A 17,616-nucleotide genomic window follows, 5' to 3' on the forward strand; every position below is an offset into this window, starting at 1 on the left:
CACCACCGGTCACGCCACCTCGCACGCACCCTGCGATCGAAGCCGCTCCAGCGCCGTCGCCTCCAGTCGGCGCGCCGTGGTCACGCCGATGCCGAGCGACGCGGCCACCTGCGGCCAGGACGCCCTCGGCCCACCGACACCCAGCCGGTAGCGCACCTCGATCACCCGGCGCTCCGCCGGCGGCAGCCCGGCCACGAGCCGCGGCAGGTCCGCCGGGACGAGCCCCGGACACGCCGCGCCCGGATCCCATCGCCGGTCGGGGACCTCGACGCCCCCGTCGGCCGTGTGCAACGGGACGGTGGCCGGCTCGGTGGCCAGCCAGCCGGCGACGCGGTGGACGTCCTCGCCGGTACGGGCGGCGACCTCGGCCGTCGACGGCGGCCGTTGGTACACCTGGAACAGCTCTCCGGCCATCCGCCTCGTCCGCGACCGCCGGCCGCGCCGTTTGGCCGCCGCCGAGGTGAGCGTCGCGTGGGCGTCCACCCGGCCCATCGCGGCCCGGATCCAGGGGCCCGCCGCCGTCGCCGGCCGGACGCCGCGGCGATGGTCGAAACGCTCCAGCGCCTCGATCAGCCCCACGCACCCCTCCTGGAACAGCTCGTCCTGCGATCGCCCGGTACGCCGCGCCTCCTGTCGCGCGAGAAACCCGACCAGCCGCAGATGCGCCTCGATGAGTTCACGCCAGGCCCGCCGGCCAGCCGCGGCGACACGGGCCAGTTCCGCGGGCGTCGCCCCGACACCGGTGGTCACCCGGCCGCTCAGCACCTGCTCGGCATACACTCCCGCCTCGACCGCGATGGCCAGTGCGACGTCCGTCCCGTCGTCGCGCCGGTCCTCCGGCTCGCTGTTGTTCGTCGTCATAGGCCGACCCTGCCCCACCCGGGGGCCGGATCCGCGGCCCGGACCGGACCGGTGGAGGCAGCATCGCGACAACACTCGTCGCTGTGGATCGGCTCACAAGCGGTCCCGTTCGTGGGCAGGGACGCGACCGGCCGGACCCGACGCCCGCCCGATCGCGGTCACTCCGTGAGCGAGCTCGACTCCTGGTACAGGTCGCGGCGACGTTCCTCCAGCTCCAGCAACTCGGAGAACAGCCGGTTGTAGCGCGTCGTGTCCTCCACGGGGTTCGTGCGCTGCAGGCGGGACTTCAACTCGGCGATCTGCCGCATGACCGCCAGAAGCCGCAGCCGCGCGGCGTACTCCCGCGCATAGCCGGACGAGGGCTCCCGCAGCACGGCCTCCACCCCCAGCGCGACGATGAGCTGGTCCAGCACCTCGTCCGCAGCGGCGCGACGCACCGCCTCGCTCCAGTTCCCCGCGCGCTCGGCGGTACTCAGCGCCACGAAGACCGCCCGGTACGCGGGATGGGTGAAGTCGTCGGCCGTGACCCCGTCCCACGCGGCGGCACCGTCTCCGCCGAAGACCTCCGGCGCCTGGAGCATGAGCTTGAGGGTGCCGCGCTCGACGGCAAGCGCGCGATCGCGCGGATCGGGCAGCGTGCGCAACGGCAGCCCTCCGTCGGCCGGTTCCACCGGATCGGCGTCACGACGCCGTCCGCCCCTGCGGACCCGCGCCACCTCGGCGCGCACCTCGTCAGGGTCGAGGCCCACCATGCCCGCGAGTTCGCGCGCATACCCGCTGGCCACGGCGTCGTCGCGGATGCTGCCCACGAGCGGAGCCGCCTCCCGCAGCGCCGCCACCCTGCCGTCGGCGCGGTCCAGATCGAACTTCGAGATCGTGTTCGCGAGGACGAACCTGTACAGCGGCCGGCGCGTCCCGATCAGCTCGCGCAGCGCCGCGTCTCCCTGCTGCTCGCGAAGGTCGCACGGATCCAGCCCGGACGGCTCGACGGCGACATAGGTCTGACCGATGAAGAACCGGTCCTCCTTGAACACCTTGAGTGCGGCCGCCTGGCCGGCCGCATCGCCGTCGAAGGTGAAGATGACCTCGCCGCCGAACGCCTCGTGGTCCCCCATGAGACGCTGCAGCAGCTTCGCATGATCGGCCCCGAACGCCGTCCCGCACGAGGCGACGGCGGTGTCGACACCGGCGACGTGGCACGCCATCACGTCGGTGTACCCCTCGACGACGACGGCCTGGCTCTTCTTGCCGATCGCCGTGCGTGCCAGGTCGAGCCCGTAGAGGACGTGCGATTTCTTGTACACGAGCGTCTCGGGGGTGTTGATGTACTTGGCCGGCATCCTGTCGTCGTCGAACAGCCTGCGCCCTCCGAAGCCGAGCACGAGCCGCCCGGCGTCCTTGATGGGCCACAGCAGCCGCCCCTGGAAGAAGTCGTAGCCGGACTCGCGGACGAGACCCGCACGCACCATCTCCTCGTCGCTGAACCCCTTGGCCCGCAGGTGGGTGCGGAGCAGGCGACCGCCACGCGGCGCGTACCCGACACCGAACCTCTCGGCGACATCGCGGTCGAACCCACGACCGGCCAGTTGCTGCCGGGCGGGCAGCGCCTCGGGGCTGAGCAGGAGTTCCTGGAAGAACTCCATGGCCGCCTGGTTCGCCTCCAGGACGCGCATCCGCGCGCCGGGCTCGACCCGCGGGCCTGCATCGTCGTAGCGCAACTGGATCCCGACCCGGTCCGCCAGCAGCTCGACCGCCTCGGCGAAGGACAGATTGTCGATCCGCTGGACGAAGGTGATCACGTCGCCGCCCTCGCCGCACCCGAAGCAGTAGTACAGGCCGCGCGCTGGGGTGACCTGGAAGGACGGGGTCTTCTCCTCGTGGAAGGGGCACAGGCCCTTCAGCGTGCCCGATCCGGCGCCGCGCAGGGTGACGTGGGAGGAGACAACGTCCTCGATCCGCGCCCGTTCCCGGACCGCGGCCACATCCTCGTCATTGATCCTGCCCGCCACGCAGCAGAGTCTAGCCAGCACGGTCGCGGAGCGGTCCCGTGGGTCTGCCCACGCGGGGCCCTGGCCGGGAATGAACCATCCTGCTAGTATTGTTGAACGGTCAACCAAACCGGAGGACGACATGAACGACCAGCAACTGCCCGCGGACACCGCGATGGGCACGGTGAGCCTCGACGTGGGCGATCTCGACGCGATGACCGCCTTCTACCACGACGTGATCCTGCTGGACGTCCTGTCCTCGGCCGGTGACGTCGCAGAGCTCGGTCGTGCCGGACGCACCCTCGTCCGCCTGCGACACCGCCCGGGCCTTCCCCGCGGCGAGCGCCGCAGCGCCGGGCTGTTCCACACCGCGCTCCTGCACCCCGACCCCACCTCGCTCGCGACCACCCTCGCGTCCGTCGCCGTCCACGCCCCGTCGCTGTACACCGGCGCCGGCGAGCACCTCGTCTCGCAGGCGTTCTACCTCGACGACCCCGAGGGAAACGGCATCGAACTGTACTGGGACAGGCCGCGCAGCGAATGGAGCTGGGACGACGCCGGGCACGTTCGCATGGACACGCTGTACATCGATCCCAACGGCTTCCTCGCCGAACATCTGGCCGCCGACGCCAAGGACTTCGTCCTCACCGATCCCGACCGGCGCCACGAACGCCCGCTCGCGCCGGACGAGGTCGTCGGGCATGTCCATCTCAAGGTCGGGCAGGCGGCGCGCGCGAAGGACTTCTACGTGGGCCTGCTGGGATTCGAGCTCACCGCCGAGATGCCCGGCGCCGTGTTCGTGTCGGCGGGCGGCTACCACCACCACATGGCGATGAACACCTGGGCGTCCCAGGGGGTGGGCCTGCGGAGCCCCGGCCTCGGTCTGGGCCGCGTCGACATCGAACTCCCCGGCCGGGATGCGGTGCTGGCCGCTGCCGCGCGACTGCGCGCGGGCGGCGTCGCCGTGGCCGACTCCGGCGAGGCGGTCGAGGCCGACGATCCGTGGGGGAACCGCGTCCGGCTGACCGGCGCCTGACCGACCCCGCCGGGCGCTCCGATCGATCCGCCCGGAGTCTCGAGACGCCTGGAGTCCACCGCGGGCCGGACGGCGCCCCTCAACCTGCGCCGGCGGGCGCCCGCCGGGTTCCCGGAGCCCGGGAATGCCTGCGCGGGCCGGGGGGCACGCCCTCCGGCCCGCGCGGGAGACCCGCGGGACGAGGTCTACTCGGCGTCGAGATCCTGCTCGATGAGGGACGCGATCGCCGAGACCGCCTCCTCGTTGTCGGACTCGACGGTGACCTCCGCGCCCTTCGCCGCGCCCAGCGTCATGATGAGCAGGGCAGATGCCGCATCCACCGGCTCCTCACCGGTGACGGACAGGAGGATCTCGTCGTCGAACTCATCGGCCTTCTCGGCGATGACCGCCGCGGGGCGGGCATGCAGCCCGACGGAGGATCCGACGATGACGGTCTTGGATGCCATGCTTCTTCCTTTCCTGGTGGTGGGCCCGATTCTCACACAGTCGAGGTCTTCGGCGCGCCGATGGACTTAAGTGCTAGCACGAGAAGGCCCGAAACCACCACCCCGGCGAGCAGAGCGGCAACGAATCCCCAGATCGGATCGATCGCGAAGAAGACGAAGATGCCACCGTGCGGAGCCTTCGACGTGACCTGCAGCGCCATGCTCAGGGCACCCGTGACGGCGCCGCCGGCCATCATCGACGGGATGACGCGCAGCGGGTCGGCCGCTGCGAACGGGATCGCGCCCTCGGAGATGAACGAGGCACCCAGCAGCCAGGCGGCGCGACCGTTCTCCCTCTCCACCTCGGTGAACAGCTTCGGACGCAGGGTCGTGGCGAGCGCCATCGCCAGCGGCGGGACCATCCCTGCGGCCATGACCGCGGCCATGATCTGCAGAGAGCCCTGGTTGTCGATGCTCAGCCCTGCGGTGGCGAACAGGTAGGCCGCCTTGTTGACGGGGCCGCCGAGGTCGAAGCACATCATGAGGCCGAGGATGACGCCCAGGACGATGGCGAGGCCCGGAGTGTCGTTGAGACCCTGGAGCGCGGAGGTCATCGCGGTCATGAGGGCGGCGATGGGCCGCGCGAGCACGAGGTACATCAGACCGCCGGTGAGCAGGGTCGTGAACAGCGGGATGATGACGACGGGCATGAGGCCCGCGAGCCACCGGGGCACCTGGAGCCGGCCGAAGGCGTACGCGATGAGACCGGCGATGAGACCGCCGACCAGACCGCCGAGGAAACCCGCGCCGGTCGCGACGGCCACGGCACCAGCGGTGAAGCCGGGCGCGATGCCGGGCCGGTCCGCGATGCCGAATGCGATGTAGCCGGCCAGCGCGGGGACGAGGAACCCGAAGGCCGCCCCGCCGAGCGCGAACAGGACCGCGCCGATGTACTCCATCAGGCCGCCGGGCGGCAGGTTCGTGAGCGAGTTCTGCAGGATGATGTCGGCCGCCGAGGCGTTGATCGTGTACCCGCCGAACAGGAAGCCGAGGGCGATGAGAAGACCACCCGCGGCCACGAACGGAATCATGTACGACACGCCGGTCATGAGCGCCTGCTGGATGCGCTTGCCCCAGCCGAGCTGCGAGCCGTGCGCCGCGGTGGCCGTGGCGGCGGACGCGTCGCCGGCCACGCGACGGGCCTGCGGGTCGGCCGCGGCCGCGATCGCCTCCTCGATCATCCGGCGGGGTTCGTTGATGGCTCTCTTCACGCCGGATTCGATGACCGGCAGCCCGGCGAACCGCTCGCGCCCCAAGACTCCGACGTCCGTGGCGAAGATGACGGCCGACGCGGCGGAGATCTGCTCGGCGGACAGCGGCTCCGTCGCGCTCGATCCCTGCGGCTCGACGAGGACATCGACGCCGAGTTCCTTGCCGGCGTTCACCAGGTAGTCGGCAGCCATGTAGGTGTGGGCGATACCGGTCGGGCACGCCGTGATCGCGGCGATCGTCGTCGCGGCCCCCGCCGTGACGGGGCCGGCGGCGGCCGGGGCGGGGGTGGGGACGGCGCCCGCGGCGGGCGCGGGCTCGGCGGCGGGCTCGACGACCCCCCGGACCAGGGACACGATCTCGTCGGGCGTGGCGGCGGCACGCAGCCCGGCGAGGAACTCCGGTTTCACGAGGGCACGGGCGAGCTTGGTCAGCAGCTTCAGGTGATCGGCGCCGCCCTCCGCGGCGGCCGCGATGAGGAAGACGATGTCCGCAGGGCCGTCCTTCGCCCCGAAATCGACGGGGGACGGCAGCCGGGCGAACCCGAGCGACGCCTGCGAGACGGCGGCCGAGCGGCAGTGCGGGATGGCGAACCCTCCCGGCATGCCGGTGGACGACTTCTCCTCCCGCGCCAGGGCGTCGGCGGCGAGGCCGGACGCCTCGGCCCGCCCGGTCGCGGCGACGATCCCCGCGAGGGAGGCGATCACCTCGGCCGGGGTGGCACCGAGATCGACGTCCAGCGTGACCAGTGATGGCTCGATGAGCGACGGTGATGACATGGTGGTGTTCCTTCCGTGAGGGAGTGGGCGTACGACGTCAGTGATCGAGCGCCGTCACCGTGACGGCTTCCGGGTCGGCCTGGCCGGGCCCGGGGAGGGCGGACCCGGGAAGAGCCGCGGCGGCCGAGCCGTAGGCGACGGCCGAGCGCAGGCAATCGGCCGGAGCCGATCCTGCGGTATGGGCGAGCAGGAACCCGGCGAGGGACGAGTCGCCTGCACCCACGGTGGACTTCACGACGGTGGGGGGCGGAGCGGCGTGCCAGGCCTGGCCCCCCACGCTGAGCAGCGCACCCGCGCCGCCCAGGGTGACGAGGACGAACTCGACGCCGCGACCGTTGAGGTCGGCGGCGGCTCGCCGGATCCGGGCGAGGTCGCCGGCCGCGGCGCGCTCCTCCATCTCGGCCGCGTTCATGCCCGTGAGCTGGCCCAGTTCCTCGGAGTTGGGCTTGACGAGGTGGGGCGCGGCCTCGGGGAACGCTCGGGCAAGCGCTTCGAGCGGGGCGTCGGACGTGTCGACGGCCACCCTCACGCCGAGGGGGCGCAGGGCCCGGACCATCTGCGGGTACCAGTCGACAGGCGTCTGCGGAGGCAGCGAGCCCGACAGCGTGACCCAGAGGGCGTTGCGGGCGCTCCCGACGAGGACATCGGTGAGCAGGTCGATGTGCGCGGCGGTGAGCGGCGCGCCGGGCTCGTTGAGCTTGGTCGTCGTCCCGTCGGGCTCGGTGAGAGTCAGATTCGTGCGGACGGGGGCGCCGATCTCGACGTTGCGGAACGGCACATCCAGGTCGCGGAGGGCGTCCAGCAGCGGATCGTGCCGATCCGCCGGGACGACGGCGAGGACGGGTCGCCCGGCCATGTGGACCGCGCGGGCGATGTTCACGCCCTTGCCTCCCGGCTCGACGGTGATATCGCCCAACCGATGGACGCCGCCGCGCACCAACGGCGCGGGCAGCTTCGCGCTCCGGTCGAGACTGGGGTTCGGAGTGACCGTGACGATCATGCGGTGATGACCTCGATTCGATGAGCAGAAAGGGCTTTCAGGTGGCTGCGACGGGCGCCGGAGTCGGTCACGAGCACGTCGACGTCATCGAGGTCGGCGAACTTGACCGTCGTCTCGACGCCGAGCTTGCTGGCGTCGGTGAGGACGACCACCTTGTCGGCGCACTGCACCATGGCCCGTTTGACGGCCGCCTCGTCCCAGTCCGGCGTCGACAGCCCGTGTCGCTCGCTGACCCCGTTGGTGCCGAGGAAGGCGACGTCGACGCGCAGGCTGCCGAGGGCCTCGGGGTTCCCGACCGTGGCGTGCGTGAGCGGCCGGACGCGTCCGCCGAGCATGTGCACCTGTGCGGCCGACCGACCCGCCAGCACGACCGCGGCGGGCAGCGAGTTGGTGAACACCGTGGCCGTATTGTCGGCGGGGATCAGCCCGGCCAGCCGCGCCGTGGTCGTGCCCGCGTCCAGCAGCACCGTCCCGCTCGACGGCACGAGCGCCAGCGCTGCTGCCGCGATTCGTTCCTTCTCACGAGCGAACTCGCTCTGGCGCGTGTCGAGCGCGCGCTCGGGAAGAGCGAGCAGTTCGGGCGGGACCGCGCCCCCGTGCACCCGGCGGAGCAACCCCGCCTTGTCCAGCGCCTCAAGATCGCGCCGGATGGTCTCCGGCGTCACGCCGAAGAGCTCGGCCGCGTCGACGACCGACAGTCTCCCCTCGGTGCGAGCGTGTTCCACAAGCGCGTGCCTGCGTTCCTCCGCGTACATGGCCACGATGCCTCCCAACCAAACGGGCGTTTGATTGAGTCCGACTCTATCCGTTTATGTGGAGTGGACGCAAGAGTTCCGGACAGATTCGGGCATACGAATCACAGACAAACGGGCGCGTCGGTGCGGCCCTCCGGTCACGCGCCGCGACCGATCCCCTTCGGCAGCCGGGAGACATCCCAGCCCAGAAGCTCCGATGCCTTGTCGAAGGCGAACTTGTCGGTCATCCCGCCCACGTACGTGACGGCGGCGACCGTCGCATCCGCGGCGTCCCGCCCGCTCGGCAGGACCTCGGCGTGGGCGGTGTAGTACTCCACCAGCGCGCGCAGCACGTCCACGACCGCCGCAGCTTGCGCGACGGACTCGGGACGGGTGTAGATGCGCTCGTAGTTGAAGGTGCGCAGCGCGGCAAGAGCCTCGTAGGCGGCCGGATCCATCCCCACCTGCCCGGTCGCGGCCACCGAGTGCGCGATCGCGCGCACGAAGGTACGGATCTGGTCCCGTCGCGTCCGGCCACAGACCTCCGTGACGACGCGCGGGAGGTCGGAGAGGTCCACGATCCCCGCTGCCACCGCGTCCTCCAGATCATGGGCGCAGTAGGCGATCCGATCCGACCAGCTCACGATCTCCCCCTCCACCGTGGCAGGGGCCGGACGCGACCAGGAGTGATTGCGGACGCCATCCAGCGTCTCCACGCACAGGTTCAGCGGGGTGAGCACGACGTCGGCCCCCCACGGGCCGTGGTCGTACCCCCCGGGCAGGAACACGTCGAACGCATCCTCGCTGGCGTGCCCGCCGGGACCGTGCCCGCAGTCGTGCGCGAGCGCGATGGCCTCGGTCAGGCTGACGTTGGCGCTCACCGTCCTGGCGATGGACACGGCGACCTGAGACACCTCGAGGGCGTGGGTCAGCCGCGTCCGCTGATGGTCCGTCGGAAACACCACCACCTGCGTCTTGCCGGCGAGCCGGCGGAACGCGGGCGAGTGGATCACCCGGTCCCGGTCACGTTCGAAGCAGGTCCGCTCGGGGTCGGGCTCCTCCGGCAGCGCGCGACGACCGGCGCCGCGCGCGAGGGCGGCGCCGCGGGCCAGGCGCTCCTCCTCCCACTCCTCCCGCGCGATCCGCCCGATCGGCCGCGCCAGGTCGATCCGGGCGCAGGAGTCGCCGTGGGCTCGCACCTGATCGCCGCTGGGATGCCCGGCCGTCGTCTGCGCCCAGGCGCGCGCCCGCGCCGTCGGCGCGCCGTCTGGCCCGTCCATCATGCCGCTCCTTCGTCCGTCAGCCGCCCGAGGTGGCCAGCTCGGCGGCGGACAGATCCGTGTCCTCGTCGAGGTCCTGCGAGTCGAGCCAGCCGTACGGCAGGACGACCTTCTCACGCGGCGAGCCCTGCCGCCCGCGCGGCGACCCCAGTTCCCCCTCGGGGAACGGCAGCGCTGCGTCGAGCTCCGCGAGCCAGCGGTCCAGGTCGGCGAAGCCGGAGACCGTCGCGAGCCCGCGCCGCACCTCGCCACCGACCGCGAATCCCTTGAAGTACCACGCCATGTGCTTGCGGAGGTCGATCAATCCCCGCTCCTCGCCATGGATGCCGGCCAGCAGTTCGCCGTGCCGCCGCACCGTCGCCGCCACCTCGCCCAGCGTCGGCAGCGCCACGCGCGGCCGCCCTGCGAAGGCGTCGGCGAGGTCCCGGAACAACCAGGGACGTCCGAGGCAGCCACGCCCGACGACGACACCGGCGCACCCCGTCTGCTCGACCATCGCCAGCGCGTCCGCGGCTTCCCAGATGTCTCCGTTGCCGAGCACCGGGATGTCGACCGCGGTCACGAGGTGGGCGATGCGATCCCATCGCGCCGTGCCGGAGTACGACTGCGCCACGGTGCGTGCATGGAGCGTGATCGCCGAGCACCCCGCATCCGCCGCGATCCGCCCGGCGTCCACATAGGTCACGTGGTCATCGTCGATGCCGATGCGCGTCTTCAGCGTCACCGGCACCCCGAAGGGCGCGGCCGCCCCCACTGCGGCGCGGAGGATCGCGGCGAGCCGGTCCCGTTTCCACGGGAGCGCTCCCCCTCCGCCCTTGCGCGTGACCTTGGGGACGGGGCATCCGAAGTTGAGATCGACGTGGTGGACGCCGAACTCGCCGCACAGGATGCGCACGGCCTCACCCATGACGGACGCGTCGACCCCGTACAACTGCACCGACCGGATCGCCTCGTCGGGGGCGAACGAGAGCATGTCGAGCGTCTTGGGGATGCGCTCGACGATGCCCCGGGACGTGATCATCTCGCACACGTACAGCCCCGCCCCGTGCTCGCGGCACAACTGGCGGAAGGCGAGGTTGGTGACGCCCGCCATCGGCGCGAGGACGACCGGCGTCTCCACCCGCAGCGCCCCCAGCACCAGGCCGCCCGTCCGCTCGCCCGTCGCCGTCACCGCACCTCCTGGAAACCCACATCCGTCGGATCGACAGCTTACGTCCCCGATCGAGTTGCCGATCGGCCGGAACTAACTGATAATGACTCTCATGTCGAACAGGATTCTCGCAGGGCTCGTCGCAGCCACGCTGCTCGCCTTCGGGCTGACGGCCTGCTCCCCCGCCGCGGAGAGCGGCAAACTCAAAGTCGTCGCAGCGTTCTACCCGCTCGCGTATATCGCCGAGACGGTCGGCGGGGACCAGGTCGAGGTGTCCAACCTCACCCAGCCCGGCGCGGAACCGCACGACCTCGAACTCACCGCTCAGCAGATCGCCTCCATCTCCGACGCCGACCTCGTGCTGTACCAGAAGGGGTTCCAGTCGGCGGTGGACAAGGCGATCGAGGCCAATCCTCCGAAGCACGCCATCGACACGTCGACCCTGGTCACGATGCTGGAGGCCACGGCCGAGGACGAGCACGAGGGCGAAGAGCACGAAGGCGAGGACGAGCACACGACCGACCCCCACACCTGGCTCGCCCCGCAGAACATGGTCGCCTTCACGACAGCCGTCACCGACGAGCTGAAGCAACTGGGATCGTCCCACGCCGACACGTTCGCCACCAACGGCGCACAGCTCACCAGCGACCTGAAAGAGCTCGACAGCCGCTACTCCACGGGCCTGAAGACCTGCTCCGTGCGCGATTTCATCACGTCCCACGCCGCCTTCGGATACCTCGCCAAGGCATACGACCTCACCCAGCACGGCATCGCAGGCCTCGATCCGAGCGTGGAGCCGACCACCGCCCGGATCGCGGAGATCCAGTCCCTCGCCACCCAGTACAAGATCACGACGATCTTCTTCGAGACGCTCGCCTCCCCCGCCATCGCCGAGTCCATCGCGACCGACCTGAACCTGAAGACCGACGTCCTGGATCCGCTGGAAGGAGTGACCGAGGATTCCCAGGGCACGAACTACATGGAAATAATGGACTCGAACCTGACCGCTCTGAAGAAGGCGAACTCTTGCTCATGAGCACCGCGTCCACCCCGGCCGTCGTGGTCTCGCACCTCGGCGTCAGCCTGGGTGGACTGCCCGTTCTGCGGGACGTCTCCTGCCGCGTGGAGACCGGTGACGTGACCGCGCTCCTCGGTGGCAACGGCGCGGGGAAATCCACCCTGCTCAAGGCCATCCTGGGCATCCGCCCGCACGAAGGCGGCGACATCGACCTGTTCGGGCGGCCGCTGCGGTCGTTCCGCGAATGGCACCGGATCGGCTACGTGCCCCAGCGCGGGAGCCTGCAGCTCCGGCAGGCGACCGTCACCGAGGTCGTGTCCTCGGGCCGCCTCGCCCGTCGCCGCCCGTTCTTCCCGCCGTCGCAGGCCGATCGGCTGGCGGTCGGCCACGCGATCGAGGCGGTCGGCCTCGCCGACCGCCGCCGCGACGCGTTCGCAGACCTGTCCGGCGGACAGCAGCAGCGGGCGCTCATCGCCCGGGCGCTCGCCGGCGACCCCGACCTGCTGCTGCTGGACGAACCGTTCGCGGGAGTCGACCTCGCCACACAGGAGCGGGTGGCCGAGGTCCTGCGCGACCTGCACGGCGAGGGACGGACGCTGCTGATCGTGCTGCACGAGCTCGGCCCCCTCGCCGCCGACATCGACAGTGGCATCGTCCTGCGCAACGGACGCGTCATCTCGACCGGTCCGCTGGAGGCGCACCAGCATCACCGCGACGGTCACGAGACCGTGGAGCCCGGCGGCCCGCCCCCGCTCGTCGCAGGCGTCGGAGAGGACGTCGGATGATCGACATTCTGATGCTCCCGTTCATGCAGCGCGCCCTGCTGGCGGCGTTCGCGATGGGGCTCATCGCCCCCGCCATCGGCACCTTCATCGTCCAGCGACGCCTCGCGCTGCTGGGCGACGGCCTCGGCCACGTCGCGATCGCCGGCGTGGGTCTGGCGCTCGCCACCGGCTCGGCACCGCTGCCCCTGGCGATCATCGTCAGCGTCGTGGGCGCCGTCGGCGTCGAACTGCTGCGCCAGTACGGCAAGGCGAGCGGAGACGTCGGCCTGGCCATCCTCTTCTACGGCGGACTCGCCCTCGGCGTCCTCCTGGCCGGGGTTGCCGGGCAGGGCGCCGGCGGACTGTCCCAGTACCTCTTCGGATCCCTCCTGACGGTGACCCCGTCCGACCTGTGGATCATCCTCGGCCTCGGCTTCCTCGTCCTCGTGCCCGCGATCGGTCTCGCCCCGCAGATCTTCGCCCTCGCCGCCGACGAGGACCACGCCCGCACCCTCGGACTGCCCGTCCGGCTGTACAGCATCCTGCTCGTCGTCCTCGCGGCGATCACCGTGGCCCTGTCCATGCGCACGGTCGGGCTCCTGCTCGTGTCGGCGCTGATGGTCGTCCCGGTGGCTGCCGCCAACAACATGGCGCGGAGCTACCGCGGGGCGATCGGGATGTCCCTCGTGCTCGGTGTCCTGGCCTCGGTCGGCGGCGTCCTCGGCTCCTACTGGCTGAACGCGGCCCCCGGGGCGACCATCGTCATCATGGCGATCGCCTTCTTCGCCCTCTCATGGCCCGTCGGGACGCTGCTGGCCCGCCGCCGCGCCCCGGTGCGGGAGATCGCCGAGCCCGAGGAACTGCCGCACACGACGACACCCGTGCCGCACCCGCACGTCCATTCCGACACCTGCGGTCACGTCATGGTCCATCACGACGATCATGTCGACTTCATCCACGACGGCCACCGGCACGCCGCGCACCTCGACCACTACGATGAGCACTGATCACCATGACCGAACATCCCACGCTGCCCCAGCCGCTCCGCCGTACCCGCCAACGGGCGGCCCTCGCCACCCTCCTGGCCGGGTCGAGCGAGTTCAAGACCGCGCAGGATCTGCACGGTGAGCTGATGGCTGCCGGCGAGCAGGTCGGCATCGCAACCGTCTACCGCACTCTGCAGTTGATGGCCGACGCGGGCGAGCTCGACGCGATCCGCACAGCGGACGGGCATGCGGCCTACCGCAGTTGCTCGACACGGCACCACCACCACCTGATCTGCCGCGACTGCGGCAAGACCGTGGAGATCCAGGCACCCGACTTCGAGACGTGGGCCGGCGAGATCGCACGCGCCAACGGCTTCACCGACATCGCCCACGAACTCGAGCTGTTCGGCCGCTGCGCCGACCACGGAGGATCGGTCAGCGCCTGACGAAGTACTCGTCGTACCACAGCAGGAAGCTGTAGACCGACCAGATCTTCTTCATGTTCTGCGCCTTCCCGGCGACGTGGTCGTCGAGGAGGGTGAGGATCTTGTCCTGCTGGAAGAACATCGCCGCCTCGGGGGACGCGAACGCACCTCGCACCTGCGCCGCGTACCGCTCCTGGCGCAGCCAGTCGTTGAGCGGCACGGGGAATCCCAGCTTCGGCTTGTTCGCGGTCCGCTCGGGGATCTCGCGCAACGCGGCCTTGCGCAGCGCCGCCTTGGTCGAGTCCTTCTGGACGCGGTACTTCGTGGGGATGCGCAGGGCGACCTTGAGCACCTCGCGATCCAGGAAGGGCACACGGAGCTCCAGCGACGACGCCATCGACATCTTGTCGGCCTTCAGCAGGATGTCGTGGAGCATCCACGTGTAGAAGTCGACGTACTGCATCTTCGTGACGTCGTCGAAGCCGGCGACACGGTCGAAATAGGGCTTCGTGTAGTAGGACGGCCTGTGCGCCGGGATGCGCTCGGCGAGGATGTCCTCCCGCTCCGCGACCGTGAAGTTGTACTCGTGGCGGAAGAACCGCTCCTCGATGGGCTCTGCCGAGCGCATCAGGAACCGCTGCCCGTGGAACGCGGGCAGTTTGGACACGACCCGCGCGATCGCAGCCCGCACCCGCGCCGGGACGACCTTCTCGTAGGGGGCGTAGTTGAGAGGCTCCGTGTAGCCGTTGTACCCGCCGAAAAGCTCGTCGGCCCCCTCGCCGGAGAGGACGACCTTGACGTGCCGAGCGGCGTTCTTGGCCAAGAAGTACAGCGGGACGGCCGACGGGTTCGGCAACGGCTCGTCCATGTGGTACTGGATGGTGCCCGCCGACCCGAAGAAGTCGTCCGCCGAGATCTTGTTGGCGACGTTCTCGACGCCGATGACGTCGCTGAAATCCTGCGCGTACGACAGCTCGGAGTACTTCTCCTCCTCGTAGCCGACCGAGAACGAGGTCACCGCCTGGATCTTCGCCAGCTCGTTCGTCGCATAGCTGGAGTCGACGCCGCTGGACAGGAAGCACCCCACCTCGACGTCGGAGATCTTGTGCGCACGCACCGACTCGGAGAACGTGTCGGCGATGCGATCGACCCAGTCGTCCATGCCCGGCTCGTCGTCGGGCGCGAACTCGTAGTCGAAGTAGCGCGTGACCGACAGGACACCGTCGGAGTAGGTGAAGTACTCACCGGCCAGCAGCTTGAACACGTCCACGAACATCGTCTCGCGGTCGGGGATGTACTCGAAGCTCAGGTACTCGGGCAGCCGACGGGTATTGACCTGCTTCACGAACGCGGGATGCGGCAGGAACGACTTGATCTCCGAGCCGACGAGGAACGTGTCGTCGTGGTGGTAGTAGTACACCGGCTTGATGCCGAACACGTCACGCGCCCCGAACAGCTTCTTCTCGGCGGCGTCCCAGATGAGGAAGGCGAACATGCCCCGCAGCCGGTTGCAGATCTCCGGTCCGTACTCCTCGTAGCCGTGGAGGATGACCTCGGAATCGCTGGCGGTCTTGAACGTGTGCCCCCGCGCGACGAGGTCGGTGCGCAACTCCTGGAAGTTGTAGATCTCGCCGTTGAACACCAGCACCAACGTGTCGTCCTCGTTGGTCATCGGCTGACGGCCGCCCGCGAGGTCGATGATCGACAGCCGCCGGAAGCCCAGCGCGACACCCCCGTCGACGTAGTAGCTGTCGTCGTCGGGGCCGCGGTGGGCGATGGTGTCGGCCATCGCCTCGATCAGCCCCTGCTGCGCTCCGAGATCCGTCTCATCATGGACGTAACCGACCCAGCCGCACATGGAACCCTTCCGCGTTAGACGTCGTGCTTGACGGACTTGCCGCTGACCTCGATGGTCCTGAGCGCCAGAGCGTCCAAGGAGTCCACGACGTCAGGCGCGAGGCCGAGATCGTGACCGAGGATCGAAAGCTCCGTACATCCTAGAACAACGGCCTCGGCTCCCCTGTCGCGCAGGTGACCGGCGAGCGCGTCGAAGCGCTCCCGGTCGACCGGGACGCCCGCCTTGACGCCGTTGTAGATGACGTCCATGACCTCGGCCTGGGTCTCGGGAGCGGGGACGACGCACTCCAGTCCCGCCGCCTCGCACGCCAGGTGGTACGTCCGGGCGAACAGCGTCCCGTCGGTCGCCAGGACGCCGAGCCTGCGCAGGCCCGGGACGCGGCGACGGGCACGCGCGATCGTCTCGTCGATGATGCTCAGGAACGGCACCCGCACCGACGCGGCGAGCTCGGTGTGGAACCGGTGCGCGGTGTTGCACGGCATCGCGATCGCGATCACGCCGACCGCCTCCAGCGCACGGGCGTCGGCCAGCATCACCGGCAGCGGATCGGCCTCGCTGCGCCCGACGATGAACGCCGTGCGATCGGGAATCGTGGCGTGCTGCAGGACGACGAGGTTGACGTGCTCCTGGTCGGTCGCGGCATCGGTCAGCGCGACGATGCGGTCCATGAAGTAGACCGTGGCCAGCGGGCCGACGCCGCCCAGCACGCCGATCGCCTGCTCGATCACCGCTGCCGCCCCAGGTACCGGTGGAACTTGCGCACCTGGTTGAGATGGTAGGCGGCGTTGTACGCCCGGCGCTTGAGCGTCAGATCGGGCGCGTAGACCTGCGGGTCGGACCAGCGTCCTTCACGGAACAGGCCCATCGCCCGCTCACGCATCGCGTCGTCGGCGACATAGCGGGAGATGACGTACTTCGGCACGAAGGTGAACAGGTGCTCGTTCGTCGCGACCTGCACCCCCTCCATCGGCTCGTTGCGCACGAGATCGCGGACCATCCACTCGGCCACGTTGTACCCGGCCGCCGTGTTGTAGAAGTTGCTGCGGCCCAGGCGGACGTTGATCTCGAAGAACTTGTAGGAGCCGTCGCGCGGGTCGTACTTCACGTCGAAGTTCGAGAACCCCGTGTACCCGATGTGCTCCAGGAACGCCGTGGCGTCGGCGACAATCCGTTCGTTGGGCTCGGAGATGATGGCGCACGGGTTGCCGATGGCCGAGGGGACGTGTTCCTCCAGCAGCGTGTGGCCCGCACTGGCGAACCGCACGGTGCCGCTCGCGTCGGAATAGCACGTCAGCACCCGCATGCCGGTGTCGGCGCCCGGGATGAACTCCTGGATCAGGAACTTGTAGTCGTAGGTCGAGCTGCGGACGTTCCGCAGCACCTCCTCCAGTTCGGCCCGCGAATCGAGGATGAAGACCTTCTTCTTCCCGGGGAACTGCGCATAGTGGTACAGGGCGCTGTCGGCCGGCTTGGCGACCACCGGGAAGGGGAAGTCGAAGTCCAACGGGGTGTCCTCGGCGACGTCGTAGACGAACGTCCCCGGATGGGCGATGCCGAGATCGGCGAGGATCTCGTAGAACCCGTCCTTGCGGACGATGCGGTTGAGCAGATCCTCGTCGATGTAGGGGATGAGGTAGTAGGGAGAGAGCAGATCCTTGTTCTCGATGAGGATCCGCACGTACCAGTCGCCGCAGCCGATGACCAGCAGCTTGATGCCCGTCGACTCGTACTCCCTGCCGATCGACACCAGGGTGTCGAGCAGCACCTGCTCCTGCTCGAGGTTCTCGACGTAGCGGTGCTCGACGAGACGGCTCAGCGCGATCGGCCCCGACCTGGTCATGTTCACGACGAGAGGCTGCAGTCCGTACGCCTCGTGGAACGTCCGTACCAGGCTGTAGGCGGTGATGTCGCCGCCGAGGATGACCGGCCGGAAATCGTGGGTCGTGAACTGCATCGCGTCCTCTCGTCTGTCGCACATGATAGGCCAGCGTCCACCGCCGCCCCCGGCGCCACGACCTGGCGGGACGTCCCCGCACGCGGCGG

16 protein-coding genes are annotated in these 17,616 nt (G+C 70.0%); 5 read left to right on the forward strand and 11 right to left on the reverse strand.

The window, feature by feature from the left end; translation table 11 throughout:
• Positions 1-9: 9 nt before the first annotated feature.
• Together G555_RS0114230 and dnaG are read right to left on the reverse strand one after the other, a co-directional pair.
• Positions 10-861, reverse strand: coding sequence for a sigma-70 family RNA polymerase sigma factor (locus G555_RS0114230; RefSeq protein WP_028709378.1), 852 nt, complete (start codon positions 859-861; stop codon positions 10-12).
• Between the two features lie 158 nt (positions 862-1,019).
• Entirely contained in the window at positions 1,020-2,888 is a 1,869-nt protein-coding gene (gene dnaG, locus G555_RS0114235) for a DNA primase (protein WP_211223286.1), read from the reverse strand.
• A gap of 103 nt (positions 2,889-2,991) precedes the next feature.
• Here dnaG and G555_RS0114240 point away from each other — a divergent pair, with 103 nt between their 5' ends.
• A complete protein-coding gene (locus G555_RS0114240; RefSeq protein ID WP_028709380.1) occupies positions 2,992-3,885 on the forward strand; it encodes a VOC family protein in 894 nt (297 codons plus the stop codon).
• Positions 3,886-4,070: 185 nt separating this feature from the next.
• Here the strand turns inward: G555_RS0114240 and G555_RS0114245 are convergent, their stop codons facing one another.
• The 6 genes from G555_RS0114245 to dusB all read right to left on the reverse strand — a co-directional run bounded on the left by G555_RS0114245 (position 4,071) and on the right by dusB (position 10,543).
• Positions 4,071-4,331, reverse strand: a complete 261-nt coding sequence (locus G555_RS0114245) for an HPr family phosphocarrier protein (RefSeq protein ID WP_028709381.1) — start codon at positions 4,329-4,331, stop codon at positions 4,071-4,073.
• A 32-nt stretch (positions 4,332-4,363) separates the two neighbouring features.
• The gene (locus tag G555_RS0114250; protein WP_028709382.1) at positions 4,364-6,358 is read right to left on the reverse strand and encodes a PTS fructose transporter subunit IIABC; all 1,995 of its coding nucleotides are present in this window, start codon (positions 6,356-6,358) and stop codon (positions 4,364-4,366) included.
• Between the two features lie 37 nt (positions 6,359-6,395).
• Complete coding sequence (locus tag G555_RS0114255; protein WP_028709383.1) at positions 6,396-7,358, reverse strand: 1-phosphofructokinase family hexose kinase; 963 nt, start codon at positions 7,356-7,358, stop codon at positions 6,396-6,398.
• Complete coding sequence (locus G555_RS0114260; RefSeq protein ID WP_028709384.1) at positions 7,355-8,113, reverse strand: DeoR/GlpR family DNA-binding transcription regulator; 759 nt, start codon at positions 8,111-8,113, stop codon at positions 7,355-7,357. The genes G555_RS0114255 and G555_RS0114260 overlap by 4 nt, the downstream gene beginning before the upstream one ends.
• 137 nt (positions 8,114-8,250) lie before the next feature.
• Positions 8,251-9,372 carry an HD domain-containing protein gene (locus G555_RS0114265; protein ID WP_156887600.1) on the reverse strand — a complete coding sequence of 374 codons (1,122 nt, stop codon included), beginning with the start codon at positions 9,370-9,372 and terminating at the stop codon, positions 8,251-8,253.
• A gap of 19 nt (positions 9,373-9,391) precedes the next feature.
• Positions 9,392-10,543 (reverse strand): tRNA dihydrouridine synthase DusB, encoded by a 1,152-nt coding sequence (gene dusB, locus G555_RS0114270; protein ID WP_281168202.1) that lies wholly within the window; start codon positions 10,541-10,543, stop codon positions 9,392-9,394.
• Between the two features lie 91 nt (positions 10,544-10,634).
• Between dusB and G555_RS0114275 the strand changes: the two genes are divergently transcribed.
• The 4 genes from G555_RS0114275 to G555_RS0114290 are packed head-to-tail and all read left to right on the forward strand — an operon-like array spanning position 10,635 to position 13,736.
• Positions 10,635-11,558 carry a metal ABC transporter substrate-binding protein gene (locus G555_RS0114275; protein ID WP_245581285.1) on the forward strand — a complete coding sequence of 308 codons (924 nt, stop codon included), beginning with the start codon at positions 10,635-10,637 and terminating at the stop codon, positions 11,556-11,558.
• Complete coding sequence (locus G555_RS0114280) at positions 11,555-12,325, forward strand: metal ABC transporter ATP-binding protein (protein ID WP_028709388.1); 771 nt, start codon at positions 11,555-11,557, stop codon at positions 12,323-12,325. Before G555_RS0114275 ends, G555_RS0114280 begins: the two co-directional genes overlap by 4 nt.
• On the forward strand, positions 12,322-13,311 hold the full coding sequence (locus G555_RS0114285; RefSeq protein WP_211223271.1) for a metal ABC transporter permease: 990 nt from the start codon (positions 12,322-12,324) through the stop codon (positions 13,309-13,311). Before G555_RS0114280 ends, G555_RS0114285 begins: the two co-directional genes overlap by 4 nt.
• Positions 13,312-13,316: 5 nt before the next feature.
• Positions 13,317-13,736, forward strand: coding sequence for a Fur family transcriptional regulator (locus G555_RS0114290; RefSeq protein WP_028709390.1), 420 nt, complete (start codon positions 13,317-13,319; stop codon positions 13,734-13,736).
• Here the strand turns inward: G555_RS0114290 and asnB are convergent.
• The 3 genes from asnB to G555_RS0114305 are packed head-to-tail and all read right to left on the reverse strand — an operon-like array spanning position 13,726 to position 17,551.
• Positions 13,726-15,573: an asparagine synthase (glutamine-hydrolyzing) gene (gene asnB / locus G555_RS0114295; protein WP_028709391.1), complete on the reverse strand. Its 1,848-nt coding sequence runs from the start codon at positions 15,571-15,573 to the stop codon at positions 13,726-13,728. The genes G555_RS0114290 and asnB overlap by 11 nt on opposite strands.
• 14 nt (positions 15,574-15,587) lie before the next feature.
• The gene (gene cuyB, locus G555_RS0114300) at positions 15,588-16,301 is read right to left on the reverse strand and encodes a cysteate racemase (RefSeq protein ID WP_051209291.1); all 714 of its coding nucleotides are present in this window, start codon (positions 16,299-16,301) and stop codon (positions 15,588-15,590) included.
• Complete coding sequence (locus tag G555_RS0114305; RefSeq protein ID WP_156887579.1) at positions 16,298-17,551, reverse strand: carboxylate--amine ligase; 1,254 nt, start codon at positions 17,549-17,551, stop codon at positions 16,298-16,300. The genes cuyB and G555_RS0114305 overlap by 4 nt, the downstream gene beginning before the upstream one ends.
• Positions 17,552-17,616: the final 65 nt, after the last annotated feature.

The organism is Propionicicella superfundia DSM 22317, assembly GCF_000423465.1.
Taxonomy (GTDB): domain Bacteria; phylum Actinomycetota; class Actinomycetes; order Propionibacteriales; family Propionibacteriaceae; genus Propionicicella; species Propionicicella superfundia.